This is a genomic window from Caballeronia sp. ATUFL_M2_KS44 (assembly GCF_023630965.1).
Lineage (GTDB): Bacteria > Pseudomonadota > Gammaproteobacteria > Burkholderiales > Burkholderiaceae > Caballeronia > Caballeronia concitans.
On sequence record NZ_JALQEA010000006.1, the window covers coordinates 579,477 to 595,999 of the forward strand.

The 16,523-nt window shown below is 64.7% G+C and carries 16 protein-coding genes and 1 tRNA gene; 9 read left to right on the forward strand and 8 right to left on the reverse strand.

All coding sequences use genetic code 11. The features are described 5' to 3' along the window. Positions 1-14 precede the first annotated feature (14 nt). Positions 15-1,022 (forward strand): NAD-dependent epimerase/dehydratase family protein, encoded by a 1,008-nt coding sequence (locus tag NCR39_RS02690; protein WP_250450558.1) that lies wholly within the window; start codon positions 15-17, stop codon positions 1,020-1,022. 18 nt (positions 1,023-1,040) lie between these two features. On the opposite strand, the gene NCR39_RS02695 is transcribed toward NCR39_RS02690, so the two are convergent. The 3 genes from NCR39_RS02695 to NCR39_RS02705 form a co-directional block, all read right to left on the reverse strand. Further along, a complete protein-coding gene (locus NCR39_RS02695) occupies positions 1,041-1,217 on the reverse strand; it encodes a hypothetical protein (protein ID WP_250450560.1) in 177 nt (58 codons plus the stop codon). A gap of 151 nt (positions 1,218-1,368) precedes the next feature. Further along, complete coding sequence (locus NCR39_RS02700) at positions 1,369-2,091, reverse strand: pseudouridine synthase (protein ID WP_250450561.1); 723 nt, start codon at positions 2,089-2,091, stop codon at positions 1,369-1,371. Between the two features lie 80 nt (positions 2,092-2,171). Beyond that, entirely contained in the window at positions 2,172-4,217 is a 2,046-nt protein-coding gene (locus tag NCR39_RS02705) for a hypothetical protein (RefSeq protein ID WP_250450562.1), read from the reverse strand. A 299-nt stretch (positions 4,218-4,516) separates the two neighbouring features. On the opposite strand from NCR39_RS02705, the gene NCR39_RS02710 reads away from it, so the two are divergent. Further along, a complete protein-coding gene (locus NCR39_RS02710) occupies positions 4,517-4,951 on the forward strand; it encodes a hypothetical protein (protein ID WP_250450563.1) in 435 nt (144 codons plus the stop codon). Between the two features lie 230 nt (positions 4,952-5,181). Here the strand turns inward: NCR39_RS02710 and NCR39_RS02715 are convergent. The 3 genes from NCR39_RS02715 to NCR39_RS02725 form a co-directional block, all read right to left on the reverse strand. Next, positions 5,182-5,266: transfer RNA gene (locus NCR39_RS02715), tRNA-Leu, on the reverse strand. Between the two features lie 109 nt (positions 5,267-5,375). After that, on the reverse strand, positions 5,376-6,536 hold the full coding sequence (locus NCR39_RS02720) for an ABC transporter substrate-binding protein (protein ID WP_250450564.1): 1,161 nt from the start codon (positions 6,534-6,536) through the stop codon (positions 5,376-5,378). 56 nt (positions 6,537-6,592) lie between these two features. Next, positions 6,593-7,534, reverse strand: a complete 942-nt coding sequence (locus NCR39_RS02725; protein WP_040051750.1) for a CysB family HTH-type transcriptional regulator — start codon at positions 7,532-7,534, stop codon at positions 6,593-6,595. 227 nt (positions 7,535-7,761) lie between these two features. On the opposite strand from NCR39_RS02725, the gene NCR39_RS02730 reads away from it, so the two are divergent. The 7 genes from NCR39_RS02730 to NCR39_RS02760 all read left to right on the forward strand — a co-directional run bounded on the left by NCR39_RS02730 (position 7,762) and on the right by NCR39_RS02760 (position 14,765). Further along, complete coding sequence (locus NCR39_RS02730; protein ID WP_250450565.1) at positions 7,762-9,438, forward strand: nitrite/sulfite reductase; 1,677 nt, start codon at positions 7,762-7,764, stop codon at positions 9,436-9,438. Positions 9,439-9,448: 10 nt separating this feature from the next. Beyond that, complete coding sequence (locus tag NCR39_RS02735; RefSeq protein WP_250450566.1) at positions 9,449-9,988, forward strand: DUF934 domain-containing protein; 540 nt, start codon at positions 9,449-9,451, stop codon at positions 9,986-9,988. A gap of 4 nt (positions 9,989-9,992) precedes the next feature. After that, positions 9,993-10,724, forward strand: coding sequence for a phosphoadenylyl-sulfate reductase (locus NCR39_RS02740; protein ID WP_250450567.1), 732 nt, complete (start codon positions 9,993-9,995; stop codon positions 10,722-10,724). 94 nt (positions 10,725-10,818) lie between these two features. Then, positions 10,819-11,781: a sulfate adenylyltransferase subunit CysD gene (cysD, locus tag NCR39_RS02745; RefSeq protein ID WP_250450569.1), complete on the forward strand. Its 963-nt coding sequence runs from the start codon at positions 10,819-10,821 to the stop codon at positions 11,779-11,781. 25 nt (positions 11,782-11,806) lie between these two features. Then, positions 11,807-13,120 (forward strand): sulfate adenylyltransferase subunit 1, encoded by a 1,314-nt coding sequence (locus NCR39_RS02750; protein ID WP_284507079.1) that lies wholly within the window; start codon positions 11,807-11,809, stop codon positions 13,118-13,120. Between the two features lie 16 nt (positions 13,121-13,136). After that, positions 13,137-13,895 carry a uroporphyrinogen-III C-methyltransferase gene (cobA, locus tag NCR39_RS02755; RefSeq protein WP_250450571.1) on the forward strand — a complete coding sequence of 253 codons (759 nt, stop codon included), beginning with the start codon at positions 13,137-13,139 and terminating at the stop codon, positions 13,893-13,895. 156 nt (positions 13,896-14,051) lie between these two features. Then, positions 14,052-14,765 carry a TIGR02117 family protein gene (locus NCR39_RS02760; RefSeq protein ID WP_250450572.1) on the forward strand — a complete coding sequence of 238 codons (714 nt, stop codon included), beginning with the start codon at positions 14,052-14,054 and terminating at the stop codon, positions 14,763-14,765. 224 nt (positions 14,766-14,989) lie between these two features. Here the strand turns inward: NCR39_RS02760 and NCR39_RS02765 are convergent, their stop codons facing one another. Both NCR39_RS02765 and lptG read right to left on the reverse strand, forming a co-directional pair. Then, positions 14,990-15,355, reverse strand: a complete 366-nt coding sequence (locus NCR39_RS02765; protein WP_250450573.1) for a sirohydrochlorin chelatase — start codon at positions 15,353-15,355, stop codon at positions 14,990-14,992. An 18-nt stretch (positions 15,356-15,373) separates the two neighbouring features. Beyond that, on the reverse strand, positions 15,374-16,522 hold the full coding sequence (gene lptG, locus NCR39_RS02770; protein ID WP_250450574.1) for an LPS export ABC transporter permease LptG: 1,149 nt from the start codon (positions 16,520-16,522) through the stop codon (positions 15,374-15,376). Position 16,523 lies beyond the last annotated feature (1 nt).

Sequence of the window (16,523 nt, forward strand, 5' to 3'; positions counted from 1 at the left end):
ATACAATGCCTCGCATGATCGCCACTCGAAAACTGCGCCGCGCGCGCGTGCTGATCGTCGGATGCGGCGATGTCGGGCTGCGCACGTTGCCGCTCTTTCAGGCGCGCGCCGCGGCGCCGCGCGTGATCGCGCTCACGCATCATCCCGAACGCGCAGCCGAACTGCGCGCGGCGGGCGCGTTGCCGATTCCCGGCGATCTCGATGCACGCAAGCGTCTCGCGAGGCTCGCGGGCATCGCGCGGCACGTGCTGCATCTCGCGCCGCCGGCGCGCGACGGCGACATCGACCGCCGCACGCGCGCCTTGCTTGCAGCATTGCGCGCGCCTCGTCGTTCTGTTGCGCGTGGCGCGCATCCGGTGCGCCGTGGTCCGTCGTTCATTGTACCCGAGGGGCCTATTAGAGCCGTATCCGGAGCCGCATCGCGCCGCGCGCCCTTGCGCTTCGTGTATGCGAGCACGACGGGCGTTTATGGCGATTGCGGCGGCGCGATCATCGACGAAACGCGGCCCGCGCGGCCCGAAAACGAGCGCGCGCTGCGGCGCGTATCGGCGGAGAAGCAGTTGCGCGCGGCGGGCGTGGAAAGCGGATGGCGCGTGTCGATCGTGCGCATTCCCGGCATTTACGCGGAGAACCGTCTGCCGCTCGCGCGCATCGAACGGGCGATGCCCGCGCTCGTCGAACGCGACGACGTCTACACGAATCACATTCACGCCGACGATCTCGCCGCCATCATCGTGCGTGCGCTCGCGCGGGGACGGCCGCAGCGCGTGATCAACGCATCGGACGACACGGACCTGCGCATGGCCGATTATTTCGATCGCGTGGCCGACGCGTATCGATTGCCGCGCGTGCCGCGCATCACGCGCGAGGAAGCAAAGACGCGGCTCGAACCGATCACGCTGTCGTTCATGCGCGAATCGCGACGGCTTCGCAACGCGCGTCTCAAGCGCGAACTGGGATACGCGCTGCGCTATCCGACCGTCGACGATTTCCTGCGCGCACACGCCACGCGAGCGACGTAGCGACGTAGTGGCGCGGGACTAGATCAGCGCGGGAATCGTTTCGAGCAGCACGAAGCACATCAACGCGCCGATCAATGCGCCGATCAGGTTCGGCGAGTACCGGTGACGCACGTGCATGACGACGCCCAATACCCCGATCAGGACCGCGCACAACGCGACGAAAGCAATCAGCGCGACGCTCATGTGGGAAGCCATGATTCCTCCTGCCTTTGTTCTAGTCATTCTGGTTCCGTAATACGAGTATATGAGCGGCGGAACCGGAAGGCATGCTGCGGCGCAGCGGGCGAGCGTCGGGAGTTCTACGGATTTGCAAATGGATGCTGGCGTGGCGTCGTTCGCGCAGGCTTCAGGCGCTGGCTTCGTCCTTGGCGCGGAGTGCGGCGAGATCGGCTGGATCGAGCCAGCGCCATTCGCCTTCTTCGAGCGATGCCGGCAGCGCATAACCGCCCACGCGCTCCCGATGCAACTGCTCTACGCGATTGCCCGCCGCCGCGACCATCCGCTTGACCTGGTGATACTTGCCTTCGAGCACGGTGAGTTCGAGCAGCCGTTCGTCGCGCCGATGGGCGGCGAGCGCGGCCGTCGGCTTCGATTCGCCGTGCAGAAGGACGCCTTCGCGGAGACTCGCGAGCTGCGCGTCGTCGATCGGATGCCGCAGCGTCGCCAGATAGACCTTCGGCACCTTGCGCTTCGGCGAGGTGAAGGCGTGGACGAACGCGCCGTCGTCGGAGAAAAGAAGGAGGCCGGTCGTATCCTGATCGAGCCGTCCGACCGGCTGCACGCCGCGCTCGACGAGCTGCGGCGGCAGCAGATGAAACACGCTCAGGTGGTGCTGCGGATCGCGCGAACATTCGTAGCCCGCAGGCTTGTTTAGCGCGATGTACGCCTTTTCGCGATACGTCCACGCGCGGCCGTCGACGTCGAAATCGGGCGATGTCGCGATGGGAACGTCGGCGCGCGGATCGGTGCATACGTCGCCGCCGACGCGCACGCGCCCTTCGGCGACGATCCCGCGGCACTGGCGGCGCGACCCGAAGCCTTGGGAGAAGAGGAGGGTTTCGAGGTCCATCGGAGAGGAGGGAGTTGGAGCCGCATTCTAGCAAGGCCGGATGCGTGACTTGCGGCTCCCACTCGTGGCGCGCCGTCGCGTCAATGCGCGTCGCCCCGTCCCTTCGATACCGTCGGCACGCCCCAGCCGAAGAGCGTGTACGCGCCCGACGCGTCGCTTCGGCCGCCTGACGCCGACGCGCTCTTGCCGGCAACGCTCCAGCGACCGTCGAAGGTCATCGACGGGACCGCCGGCGCGGGCAAAGCGCTCGCCTGGCGGAAATAGGCGGTGTTGGCGTCGGCCTGGACGGTCATCGCGTGCTTGAGGGTGGCTTGCGCTTGCGCGTTGCGCGGATCGAGCGCGACGGCGCGGCGCGCGTTGCGTACCGCGCATGCCGGCTCGTGGTTCGCCGCGCACGAGCGGGCGCTGGCCATTGCGCTGTCGCGCGCGCGTTCCTGGCGGGAGACGTCGGCGGCGAGCTGCTGGGTTTGCGGACTGCGCGATTGCGTCGCCGTCAAGACGCGCAGGTGGCGGCGAGCAGTGGCGAGATCGCGGGTCGCGAGCGCTTGCTGGACCGCCGCGATGGTGCGCGCCTCTGCCGGCGAGGGTGCTTCCTGCGTGGGGGCGGCGGCGGACTTGTCCGTGTCCGGCTTGCGAGGGCGTTCTTGCGTCGGCTGATCTGCTCTGGCGACGGTTTGCGGGGCGGCGGTCGTCGTGGGCTTCGGCGCGTCTTTCATCACGATTTTCGGCGCGGCGGGTGGTGAACCTGCAGTGGCGGGGATGCTTGCGCGCGATGCGATTTGCGTGGGAGGGTTCGCGGATTTCGGCGCGGCGGGCGATGAATCCGCGTTGGCGGCGCTTGTCGCGCGCGATGCGGTTTGCGTGGGAGGGTTCGCGGATTTCGGCGCGGCGGGCAATGATTCCGCAGTGGCGGGGATGGTTGCGCGCGATGCGGTTTGCGTGGGAGGGTTCGCGGATTTCGGCGCGGCGGGCGATGAATCCGCAGTGGCGGCGCTTGTCGCGCGCGAAGCGGTTTGCGTCGGAGCGGTCGCTTGCACTGCCGGCACGGTTTGCGACGCGATGATCGTGCTTCGATTCGCCAGCGTCGGAACGGTTGCGGAAGCGGCGGTGGGCGGCGTCGATGCCGTAACGGTCTTCGTGGCCGTGCCACTGCTCGCAAGCGGCGATGCGGCATGCGCACCTCCGGTGGCGGAAGACGCGCTGCCTGCAAGCGTCGATGTCGCGGGCGTGGCGTCCGCCATAGTGGCGTTCGCCATGGCCCGCCCGCCTCCGCTTGCTGGGCGTGCGGATGCGACCGACGCCGCCGACTGCGCACTTTGCGGCGCGACGCCGCTTGCCGATTGCGAAACGACCGCGCCCGTCGCGGTGTTCGGCGGCGCGGCATCGCGTTTCGCGGCGAGATCGATCGCGTCGGCGACGGCTCGTCTGGATGCGTCGCGTGTTTTGGGCGATTCGTTCGCCATCGCCGGAACGCGAATCTCAGCGATGGGCTTCGAGGAAGGCACAGGCGGCGCGGCCGTCACAATTGCCGCCGTCGCGGGCATGCTCGCCGGACGCGTGACCGCCGTGCCGGCCGAAGCCGACGCCGACGCAACCAGTAGCCCGCCCCGACGATCTGCCTGCGCAGCCGCGTCATCACTGCGACGCCGGTCCAGCGCGGGCCTGTCCGCGTCGCCGTGATCTCGCGGCATCGACGCGCCGTTGCCGATTGCGCCCGCCACGGTGACGGACGGTGGCGGAGCGGACGCGGTGTCCATCTGCGCATAGAAATAGCCGCCCGCCGCGATTCCGGCGACCACGCCGCCCACGAGCACGGCGAGGCCCTTGCGCGCGGGCTTGCGTTCGGGCGACGCGAGCGCATCGCCGGGTTCCACGAGGCTCGGATACGACGTCACCATTTTCCGGCGCGCGAGCCGCGTGAGCCAGCCGGTGTCGCGCAAATCGACGAAATCGCGCGGATCCTCGACCGGCGCGGCGGCGGCGTCCTGGACGGTGACGCTCGTGAAGATCGCGCCCTGACGATCGGCCCCGCACGACGGACAGGTATCGTTGACCGCGGGCGACACCGCGTTGCAACGGCGGCAGATGACCGCATCGAGCGACAGCGAATATTCGGATTGCATCATCGGTGCCTCTTGAGTCAGGTTGCGCGGCGCTCCAACCGAAGTCACGGAACCGAGAAATCCGCCAGCAAAGTGGACGAGCGTGCGTGCAACTGCGCCGGGACGGAGACTCTCTTACGCGGATCGACCCATTCTCTCGACGAAAACCGGACCGGCTCTACGCGATTGCGCACATTTCAGGCAATGATCGTGTAAGGAAAACGTAGAGGCGCGTGCTGACGACGTTAGCCGAACGGCCGACTTCACGACTCACGGCCTGCGCGCGACAGTTGTGCTGATCAAAGCACGACAGGGACACAACGATGACCGCAATCCGGCTCCGGCCAACGAGTCAGCATCTCGCCTATCCGCTGCCGCTCTTCATGGGCGTCATCGAATACATTGTGCGAGTCGCGCTCAAGCAGCCCGGAGCGAACGAATTCTTTCCGATTTCATTGGTGGCTTCCGGCATCAGCATCAACATGGCGCTCGCCGCGCTTCCAACGGAGCTGCTTCACGGCCCGGTATTCTGGCAACTAGGGCAGCGTCTTGAGCGCGCGATATTTATCGCAAGTTTGGGAATATTCGCCTCGCTGGGCGGGGTGCTCTTATGGTTATATCTGCTCATCGCTTCCTTCAATGAGGATGTCAGAGCTTTGCTGCCTTTGCATCCCTTGATCGAAGCTTCGGCGTACTACGGACTATCCGTTTATTTGACTGTCTGCAAGGATAAGGAGGTGACATGCTGGAATTCGTGATGGGATTTTTCCGCGAATACTGGCCGCTTGTCGTGATGTGCGTCTTCGGCCAGTTTTGCACGCCGAGAATCGTCGACTGGCAATTCCGGCGAAGGATCGAAAGAGAGAAACAGCACGCCGCGAAGCACTGAAACCACCGCGCTTTCCAACGCCGCCGCCAATCCCAAGCCCCACGCCCCAAAACGCAAAAAGCCGCTCTCTTTCGAGAGCGGCTTTTTGCCTTGAATCCTTGGTGCCCAGGGCCGGAATCGAACCGGCACGCCTTGCGGCGGGGGATTTTGAGTCCCCTGCGTCTACCAATTTCACCACCTGGGCACGCTGTCTTGCTCGAAGAGGCCAAAGCGAAGAAACGCAACGCCTAATCGAGTCGGCGATTATGACCGAAAACCCCGCGCGGAGCAAGCAGCCGGGACTGAATCCAGAATCACTGGCTGAGATACGTGAACGCGCCGTTTTTGACGACGCCCATCACGCTCGCGCGCTGATCGAGCCCGACGTGATCGCTTGCGCTCGTGTTCACGACGCCGTTCGGCACCACCAGTTCATGAGCGCGCTCCAGCTCCGAGCGCAGCGCGACGCGAAATTCCTTCGTTCCCGGCTTGCCGGCCTTGAGCGCGCGCGACACGGCATCCTGCAGGCGCGGATACACGCCCGCCGCATCGCCGGCGAACTGCGTCACCGAGCCTTTGCCGTATTTATCCTCATAGGCGTTCACGAACGCGAGCGCCGCCTTCTTCGACGGATGATCCGCCGGCAGGGTGCGCGCGACGACCACCGGCTGCGTCGGGAAGAGCGTGCCTTCCACATCCTTGCCGCCGAGCTTGATGAACTCCGGCGTCGCGATGCCGTGCGTCTGGTAGATCGCGCCCTTGAAACCGCGCTCGACGAGCGTGCGCTGCGGCAGCACCGTCGGCGTGCCCGCGCCCGCGATCAGCACCGCGTCGGGCTTCGCGGCCATCAGCTTGAGAATCTGCCCGGTGACGCTCGCGTCGGTCCGGTTGAAGCGCTCGCTCGCGACAATCTTGATATGCCGCAAGTCCGCGAACTTCGTGAATTCGCTGAGCCAGCTATCGCCGTAACTGTCCGCGAAGCCGATGAACCCCACCGTCTTCACGCCGTGATTGGCCATGTAACGCGTCATCACGTCGGCCATCGCGCGGTCGGTCTGCGCCATCTTGAACGCCCAGACCTTCTTGCCTTCCTGCGGCTCGACGACGGACGCCGATCCGATCAGCGTGATCATCGGCGTCTGATATTCGGCGACCGGATCGAGCGCCGCGAGCGCCGCCGGCGTGATGTTCGGACCGACGATCACATCGACCTTGTCCTCGGTCATCAGCTTGCGGATATTGCGCACGGCCGCGCCGGGGTCCGAGCCGTCGTCGAGAATGATGTACTGCGCGTCCTGCCCGGCGATGGTCTTCGGCCACATCAGCATCGCGTTCTTGCTCGTGATGCCGATCGCGGCGGCCGGGCCCGTGCTCGACAGGTCCACGCCCACCTTGATCTGCGCATGCGCGGCGGCGGCCAGCAAAGTCAGGGCGGCGCCGGCGGCGAACCGGCGCGTGATCTTCGACAACGTCATGGGAAAGGTCTCCAGGGAGGTTCGTATTTTTTGTGGACAGCGTGGCGGCGCCGCGCTTACAACTCGTAGCTCTCGTGCTCGCCGGAAAGCGCCTGTTCGATCAGCTTGCGGTTCATCGACGGCGACAGCAGCTCGACGAGCGTGTACACATAGCTGCGCAGATAGGCGCCTTGCTTGAGCGCGAGCCGCGTGACGTTGCTGCCGAAGAGATGGCCGACGGGCATCGCGCGCAAGTGACGGTCGCGTTCCGGATTGAACGCGATATCCGCCATGATCCCGACGCCCAGCCCGAGTTCGACGTACGTCTTGATGACGTCCGCGTCGATGGCTTCGAGCACGATATCCGGCGTCAGCGAGCGCAGCGCGAACGCCTGATTGATCTTGGTGCGGCCGGCGAACGCGGCATCGTAGGTGATGAGCGGGTACTGCACGAGATCGTCGAGCGTGAGAAGCTTGCGCTCCAGCAGCGGATGATCGGGCAGCATGACCGCGAGGTGCTGCCACTGGAAGCAGGGCAGCGACACGAGTTCCTTGTAATTGGCGATGGCTTCCGTCGCGATGGCGATGTCCGCCTGATCGTGGATGACCATTTCCGCGACCTGCGTCGGGCTGCCTTGCAGGATCGAAAGATGCACCTTCGGAAAGCGCTTCTTGAACTCGGCGATGGCCGCCGGCAGCGAGTAGCGCGCCTGCGTATGCGTGGCGGCGATGACGAGGTTGCCCTGATCCTGGGCCGCGTAGTCCTTGCCGACGCGCTTCAGACTTTCCACTTCCTGCAGGATCTTCTCGACCGAGGCGAGAATGATGCGCCCCGGCTCGGTGAGCGAACGCACGCGCTTGCCGTGACGCGTGAAGATCTCGACGCCGAGCTCGTCCTCCAGTTCGATGATCGCCTTGGACACGCCCGGCTGCGATGTATACAGTGCCTTCGCTGCTTCCGTCAGGTTGAAGTTCTGCCGCACGGCCTCGCGCACGAAGCGGAACTGATGCAAATTCATTTAGAACCCTTCGTTATTACCTGATTGCATATCAAAGTAATTTTTCAGTCGTTTGCAATATATAGCAGGTTTATTACTATCAGTCCAATTTTTCCAATATCCATAGCTGTTTTCGTCATTAGCAAATGATCGTTCGATCTGAACGGTGAGCGCTGCGGCGAATCAATGGTTATCTGCGCGGCGTGATCTGGGACGCCGGCACTTAAACAAAAACTTGGGGTCCCCGAATGTACCAATACGATCAGGTCGACCAGCGAATCGTCGACGAGCGAGTCGCACAGTACGCCGATCAGGTTCGCCGGCGTCTGTCGGGCGAGTTGAGCGAAGAGGAATTTCGTCCGCTGCGGCTGCAGAACGGCCTGTACATGCAGCGCCACGCGTACATGCATCGCATCGCGATTCCTTACGGCAACCTGCGCAGCGACCAGCTCCGCATGCTGGCGACGATCGCGCGCGAGCACGACCGCGGCTACGGCCACTTCTCGACGCGCACGAACATTCAGTTCAACTGGGTCGAGCTCGAGGAAACGCCGGAAATCCTGCGCAAGCTGGCTTCGGTGCAGATGCACGCCATCCAGACGTCGGGCAACTGCATCCGCAACATCACGGCGGACCAGTTCGCGGGCGTCGCGCCTGACGAGGAAGTCGATCCGCGTCCGTGGGCCGAAATTCTGCGTCAATGGTCGACGTTCCACCCCGAGTTCGCCTGGCTGCCGCGCAAGTTCAAGATCGCGGTGTGCGGATCGGCGGAAGATCGCGCGGCGGTGCAGATTCACGACTTGGGCGTCTATCTGAAGAAGAACGCGCAGGGCGAAATCGTCGCGAGCATTCTCGCGGGCGGCGGGCTGGGCCGCACGCCGATCATCGGCGCGATCATCAAGGAAGACTTGCCGTGGCAGCATCTGCTGACCTATTGCGAAGCCGTGCTGCGCGTGTACAACCGCTACGGCCGCCGCGACAACATGTACAAGGCGCGCATCAAGATTCTGGTGAAGGCGCTGTCGGCGGAGAAATTCTCGAAGCAGGTCGAGGAAGAATGGCTGCATCTGAAGGACGGCCCGTCGACGCTCACGCAGGAAGAGGTCGAGCGCGTGTCGAAGTTTTTCGCGCCGCCCGTCTATGAAAAGCTGCCGGACACCGATGCTTCGTATGAGACGCATCTGATCGAGAACAAGGCGTTCGCGCGCTGGGTCGAGCGCAACGTGCGTCCGCACAAGGTTGCGGGTTATGCGGCGGTGACGCTCTCGCTCAAACCGACGGGCATCGCGCCCGGCGACGCCACCGACAAGCAGATGGACGACGTCGCCGATCTCGCCGACGCGTTCTCTTTCGGCGAAATCCGCGTGTCGCACGAGCAGAACCTGATTCTCGCGAACGTGAAGAAGCGCGATCTCTTCAGCGTGTGGGAACGCGCGAAGGCGGTCGGTTTCGCGACGGCGAACATCGGCTTGCTGACGGACATCATTTCGTGCCCCGGCGGCGATTTCTGCTCGCTCGCGAATGCGAAGTCGATCCCGATCGCGCAAGCCATCCAGCAGCGCTTCGACGACGCCGATTACGTCTACGACCTGGGCGACCTGTCGATCAACATCTCGGGCTGCATGAACGCGTGCGGTCATCACCACGTCGGCAACATCGGCGTGCTGGGCGTCGATAAGGACGGCTCGGAGTGGTATCAGGTGACGCTCGGCGGCGAGCAAAGCTCGGGCGCGACCGGCGCGCATCTCGGCAAGGTCATCGGCCCGTCGTTCTCGGCGCACGAAATGCCGGACGTCGTCACGAGCGTGATCGACACGTTCGTCGAGAACCGCATCGAAGGCGAGCGCTTCATCGAGACGTTCAACCGCCTCGGCATCGCGCCGTTCAAGGAGCGCGTGTACGCATCGCGCCAGGCTCACGCTTGAGGATTTGAAGATGACGTTGATTATCAAGAACCGCGCCATCGTGGAAGACGATTTCACCGTGGTCCGCGCAGCCGAAGACGGCGCGCTTCCGGCCATCGATGCGTTGCCCGCCGGCAAGGTGATCGTGCCGTTCGCGCTTTGGAAGGAACACAAGGACGCGCTCGTTGCATCGCGCTCGAAGGACGAACTCGGCGTGTGGCTCGCGCCCGACGACGAACCCGCCGATCTTGCGCCGGATTTCGGCAAGATCGCGGTGATCGCGGTCGATTTCCCGGTGTTCCGCGATGGCCGCGGCTTCTCCATCGGCCGTCTGCTGCGCGAGCGTTATCAGTGGACGGGCGAACTGCGCGCCATCGGCGACGTGCTGCGCGACCAGGTGTTCTTCCACTACCGCTGCGGCTTCGACGCATTCGCCGTGCGCGCGGACAAGGACATCAACGACGCGCTCAACGCGTTCAACGAGTTCAGCGAGCTGTATCAGGGCGCGAACGACAACCCCGAACCGCTGTTCCGCCGCCGCGCCGCGGTGCTCGCCACGCTCGGAGCCTGAAGGCATGACGCCAGAACTGCAAGCCAAGGTTGAACGTCTCGATGCGCTGCTCGATTCGATCGCAGCGCGCCACGAGCGCGTCAAGCTAGCCAGCAGCCTCGCCGCGGAAGACATGGTGCTCACGCACGCCATTCTTTCGCGCGGGGTCGGGATCGGCATCTTTTCGCTGAACACGGACCGCCTGCACGCGGAAACGCTCGGCATGCTCGACACTGTGAAAGCGCGCTACGGCTACGACATCGAACAGTTTCATCCGCAAGCCGATGCCGTCGATGCCTACGTTCGCGATCATGGCCTGAACGCGTTCTACGAGAGCATCGATCTGCGCAAGAGTTGCTGTCATATCCGCAAGGTCGAGCCGCTGAATCGCGCATTGTCGGATGTCTCCGCGTGGGTCACGGGCCAGCGCCGCGAGCAGTCCGTGACGCGCGCCGAGCTGCACGAGGAAGAGCACGACGCGCCGCGCGGCATCGCGAAGTTCAATCCGCTCGCGGACTGGACCGAAGCCGATGTCTGGGATTACCTGAAGGCGTTCGACGTGCCCGTGAATCCGCTGCATGCGCGCGGTTATCCGAGCATCGGCTGCGAGCCGTGCACGCGCGCGGTGCGCCCCGGCGAAGACAGCCGCGCGGGCCGCTGGTGGTGGGAATCGCGCGATACGAAGGAATGCGGCCTGCACATCACGAACATCAGCAGCATCAAGATCGTGGAAGAAGCGCCAAGCTCGGCGATCTAAGAGACTTAAAGACACCAAGGCGCAGAGACGCCGCAGCAAACCCTGTTACCGAACGCGGTGTCCGAAAGACGCCGCCATAAAAGGATCGACGAATATGAGCACGACGCTCGACCCCAACGTCACGACCCCGATCGTCAACCGGGCAACGCGGATGGACCATCTCGACTGGCTCGAAGCCGAGTCGATCCACATCCTGCGCGAGCTCGTCGCGGAATGCAGCAAGCCCGCGCTGCTGTTTTCGGGCGGCAAGGATTCGGTCGTCGTGCTGCATCTCGCGCTCAAGGCCTTCGGTCTCGGCGCGGGCCGCAAGACGCAGTTGCCGTTCCCGCTGGTTCACATCGATACCGGCCACAACTTCGACGAAGTGATCGACTTCCGCGATCGCCGCGCGGCGGAAATCGGCGCGGAACTGGTCGTCGGTCACGTGGAAGATTCGATCAAGAAGGGCACCGTGCGCCTGCGTCGCGAGACGGATTCGCGCAACGCCGCGCAAGCGGTGACACTGCTCGAAACCATCGAGGAACACGGCTACACGGCGATGATCGGCGGTGCGCGCCGCGACGAAGAGAAGGCGCGCGCGAAGGAGCGCATCTTCTCGTTCCGCGACGAATTCGGCCAGTGGGACCCGAAGGCGCAGCGCCCGGAACTGTGGAGCATCTACAACGCGCGTCTGCACAACGGCGAGCATCTGCGCGTGTTCCCGATCTCGAACTGGACCGAACTCGACGTGTGGCAATACATCGCGCGCGAGAAGCTCGAACTGCCGTCGATCTACTACGCGCATGACCGCGAGATCGTGCGCCGCAATGGGCTGCTCGTGCCCGTCACGCCGCTCACGCCCGTGCGCGAAGGCGAAACGCCGGAGATTGCGCAGGTGCGCTTCCGCACGGTCGGCGACATCAGTTGCACGTGCCCGGTCGCGAGCGATGCCGACGACGTCGAGAAGATCATCGCGGAAACGGCCGTGACGGAAATCACGGAACGCGGCGCGACGCGCATGGACGATCAGGCATCCGAAGCCGCGATGGAGCAGCGCAAGAAGCAAGGCTATTTCTAAGCAACGCCCAAGGAACCAACGAATCATGAGCATCTATCAAGCTGAAGACCTGGGCGTGCTGCGCTTCATCACGGCGGGCTCCGTCGACGACGGCAAGAGCACGCTGATCGGCCGCCTGCTGTACGACAGCAAGGCTGTGTTGTCGGATCAACTCTCGGCGATTTCGCGCGCGAAGAACAAGCGCACCGTCGGCGATGAAATCGATCTGTCGCTGCTCACCGACGGGCTGGAGGCCGAGCGCGAGCAGGGCATCACCATCGACGTCGCGTATCGCTATTTCGCGACCGCGAAGCGCAAGTTCATCATCGCCGATACGCCGGGCCACGAGCAGTACACGCGCAACATGGTGACGGGCGCATCGACGGCGCATGCCGCGATCATTCTCGTCGACGCGACGCGCGTCACGTTTGAGAACGGCGTCGCGCAATTGCTGCCGCAGACGAAGCGCCATAGCGCGATCGTCAAGCTGCTCGGCCTGCAGCACGCGATCGTCGCGATCAACAAGATGGATCTCGTCGATTACAGCGAGGCGCGCTTCAACGAAATCCGCGATGCGTATGTCGCGCTCGCGCGTCAGCTCGGCCTCGACAACGTGCGTTTCGTGCCGGTGTCGGCGCTGAAGGGCGACAACATCGTGACCGCGAGCGAGCGCATGCCGTGGTACGCGGGCGAACCGCTGCTGGATCTGCTCGAATCGCTGCCGGTCGCGCAGCCGAACGATCAGGCGCTGCGTTTCCCGGTGCAATGGGTCGCGCGTCAGGACGGCTCGCAGGCCGACGACTTCCGCGGCTACATGGGCCGCGTCGAGGCGGGCGAAGTGCGCGTCGGCGATGCGATCACCGTGCTGCCGGCGAATCGGCAGGCGACGGTCGCGGAAATCATCGCGCCGGTGCCGGGCGGCGTCGCGCCGGTGGATCGCGCGTTCGCGGGCCAGACGGTGACCATTCGCCTGACCGAAGACGTCGACGTGTCGCGCGGCGATACGTTCGTGCCGGCCGCCGCGACGGTCGATCCGGCGAAGAAGCTCGAAGCCGATCTCTGCTGGTTCGACGAAGAGCCGCTGTCGCCGCAGCGCAAGTATCTGCTGAAGCAGACGACGAACACGGTGTTCGCGCGCATCGGCGCGGTGAAGCAGGTGCTCGACGTGCATACGCTGTCGCATTCGGTGGATCGCACGACGCTCGCGATGAACGACATTGGCCGCGTGGCGCTGACGCTGCAAAAGCCGATCGTCGCCGATGCATACGACACGCATCAGGGCACCGGCGCGTTCGTGCTGATCGACGAGGCGACGCATCACACGGTCGCGGCCGGCATGATTCGCGCAATCGCAGGCTAATCGACGGACGAATGATATGGGCAAGGTCTATCTGATCGGAGCGGGGCCGGGTGCGGCGGATCTCATCACCGTGCGCGGCATGCGCCTGCTCGAACAGGCGGATGTCGTGCTGCACGACGCGCTGATCGAACCGGCGATGCTCGACTACGCGCCCAACGCGAAGAAGATCGCGGTCGGCAAGCGTTGCGGGCAGCGATCGACGGCCCAGCATTTCATCAACAAGCAGATCGTCGATGCGGCGCGCGAGCATGGCGTCGTCGTGCGTCTGAAGGGCGGCGATCCGATGCTTTTCGGCCGCGCCGACGAGGAAATGCGCGCGCTGGAAGCGGCGGGCATCGAGTACGACGTGGTGCCGGGCATCACGGCGGCGCTCGCGAGCGCGGCGACGCTCAGGCGTTCGCTGACGCTGCGCGGCGTGTCGCGCAGCGTGGCGCTGGCGACACATAGCCGCGCCGCCGATAGCGACGACATCCGCGAGCAGGCGAAGGCGGATTCGCTCGTGTTCTACATGGGCCGCGACAGTGCGCCGGATATCGCGCAGCAGCTCATCGACGCGGGCCGTCCCGGTTCGACGCCGGTGGCGATCGTCGAGGCGTGCAGCACGCCGCGCGAGCGCACGCTGACGCTGACGCTCGCGCAGATGGCGCTCGGCTGTGCGCAGGAATGGCTCGATCCGTCGCAGCCGAGCCTCTTGATGATCGGAGAGGCGTTTCGGGAACGCGCGTCGGCGGTGAAGCCGCGGGTGCATCTGAAGGGGATGCAGGCGGCGGCTTGACCCGAACCGGGTTTGTGAAAAATGAAAAAGCGCGTCCAGTCGTGACGCGCTTTTTTCTTGCGTGGCGATCCTGCGCGGCGGTAAGCTCCCGCGTCTTTTTCGCGGGAAGGTAGCAGTCGAATGCGCATGGTTTCGAGCCGTATATTCCGGAGTGCGATGCAATGCGCGGCGCGCGCGCTGGCCGTTCTGCTTTGCTCGCTGCTGGCCTACGCGCTGGCCGCGCTCGTCGCGGCTGTGCTGCCGGTCAATCGCGACTGGCAAGCCGTCGCGCCCGATCGCGGCGTGACCATCTGGCTGACCACCAACGGCGTCCATACTGCGCTTCTGATGCCGCGCAACACGGCGGGCGTCGACTGGACGCGATACTTCTCCCCCGCCGATACGCGCGCGCCCGCGGCGTCGGACCGTTACGACATGATCGAAGTCGGCTGGGGCGATCGCGAGTTCTTTCTGAATACGCCGGAATGGAAGGATCTGCGCGCGTCAACGGCGTTTCACGCGCTCGCGGGACTCGACGGCACGGTGCTGCACGTCGAGTTCACGGCAGCGCCGCGCAGCGCGTCGGAAGATGCGCTGCCGGTGACGATCTCTCACGCCGCGTACGGGCGTCTGGCGGCGCATGTGACGCACAGCCTGCGGCTGGATGCCAGCGGAAAGTCCACGAGCGTGCCGGCCCATCACTACGACGACCACGACGCCTTTTACGAAGCGCACGGCAACTATTCCGCGTTTTCGACGTGCAATCAGTGGACGCGTGACGCGCTCAATGTTGCAGGCGTGCGCGTGCCGGCGTGGACGCCGTTCGACAGGCCGTTGTTCTGGCAGTTACGGGGGAAGGGGGCTTCGAGCGCATCGGGGCCTGGAGGTTGAGGCTTGGCGTGAAAGCCCGAAGGTTTAGCTCTGGAAGGCAATGGCCCTCAACCGCTGCTGCTTCGAATTTCGCGCGAGCACGGTGTCGAGTGTCGCCATCGCCTTGGCCTTGCAATCGAGAGCAGTCGCGAGATGAAGCGCATCGCCGGCGCGCAGCCCGGTCGACGCGTCGAGCGCGAGCGTTTCGCGGCCCCGAAAGTCGGCCGAACGGCTAACGTCAGCCCCTAAACCTGCCTCAAACAGTACCCCGCGACTGCATCGAGCACGGCTTCATCCTCGCCGACCGCCGTCGCGCAATGAATCGCGACACCCGGATTCACCGCCCGGCACCGCTCCACGATCTGCGGCAAGTCCCGCCGCACGTGCCCGCCTTGCCCGAAGAACACCGGCACGACCGTGATCGCCTCGCAACCATCGGCTACTTGCGCGGCGACCGCGTCCGGCAGATCCGGCGTCATCAATTCGAGGAACGCGAGCGAAACCGGATCGCCGCGCGTGGCGCGCAGCTTCGCGGCCAGCCGCTCGAACGGCTCGGCCCAGCGCGGATCGCGCGCGCCATGACCGAAGAGGATGATGCCGTGCTTGCCCATCGCGTGCTCCGGAAAGACTCAGTGCCGCTCCACCCACTTCAGGCCCAGCAAGCCGATTGCCAGATAGGCGAGGGCGGGCGCCGCCGCCGTGATCGGCGCGGGCCACGTATTCAGCGTGCCGATGTGCGAGAACAGCGTGTTGAACAACTGGAAGCTCATGCCGATCATGATGCCGCCGAACACCTTCACGCCGACGACGCCCGCGCGCGTATGCAGATACGCGAACGGCAGCGACAGCACCAGCATCACGAGCACCGCGAACGGATACAGAATCTTGCGCCAGAACGCGATCTGATACCGCTGCGTGTCCTGATGATTCTCCGTCAAGTGCTGGATATAGCGGAACAGGTTGAACATCGACATCCGGTCCGGCGACACCAGCAGCACCGACAGAATCTGCGGCGTCAGTTCCGAGCGCAGCGAATATTCAGGCAGCGTTGTCTCTTTCGCGCGATACACCGGATTGAGCGCATCGCCGGGATTGGCGGCTTGCGGCGCGGCGTCGATCAATTGCGTTTCGGTCACGCCCGTCAGCTTCCAGTGGCCGGGCGGCTGAAACACGCCGCTTTGCGCGATGCGCACGTTCGACAGCCGGAACTTCGAATCGAATTCGTAGATGCGCACGTTCGCGATCGTCGTGTCGGGATTGAGCGTTCCCACGTTGACGAAGCGAGTCACCTGCTCGCCGTTTTCCTTCGCGTTGAGCGTGTCCTTTACCCACACGCCCGACTGAAAATTCGACGACACCGACGATCCCAGCGCCTCCAGCCGCACGCGCTCGGACAACTGGTCCGCATACGGTCCGACCACTTCGCCGATGATGTACGTCACCAGCACGATAGGCACGCCGATCTTCAGCAGCGAGCGCAGCGCGGTGCCGGTGGACAGGCCCGACACGCGAAAGATGGTGAATTCCGACGCCGCCGCCATCTGCGCGAACACGTAGATCGCGGAGATGAGCGCGGCGACGGGAATGATCTCGTAGAAGCGCGAGGGCGTCTGCAGCGCGACGCGCAGCACCGCGAGCGTGAACTTATAGTTGCCGTGCCCGACCGTGTTCAGTTCGTTGATCAGGTCGAAGAAGAAGAACAGGCCCGAGAACGCGAACAGGATGAAGATGAACGCGAGATAGATCTGGCGCGCGAAGTATCGTTCGTAGATGCGCATT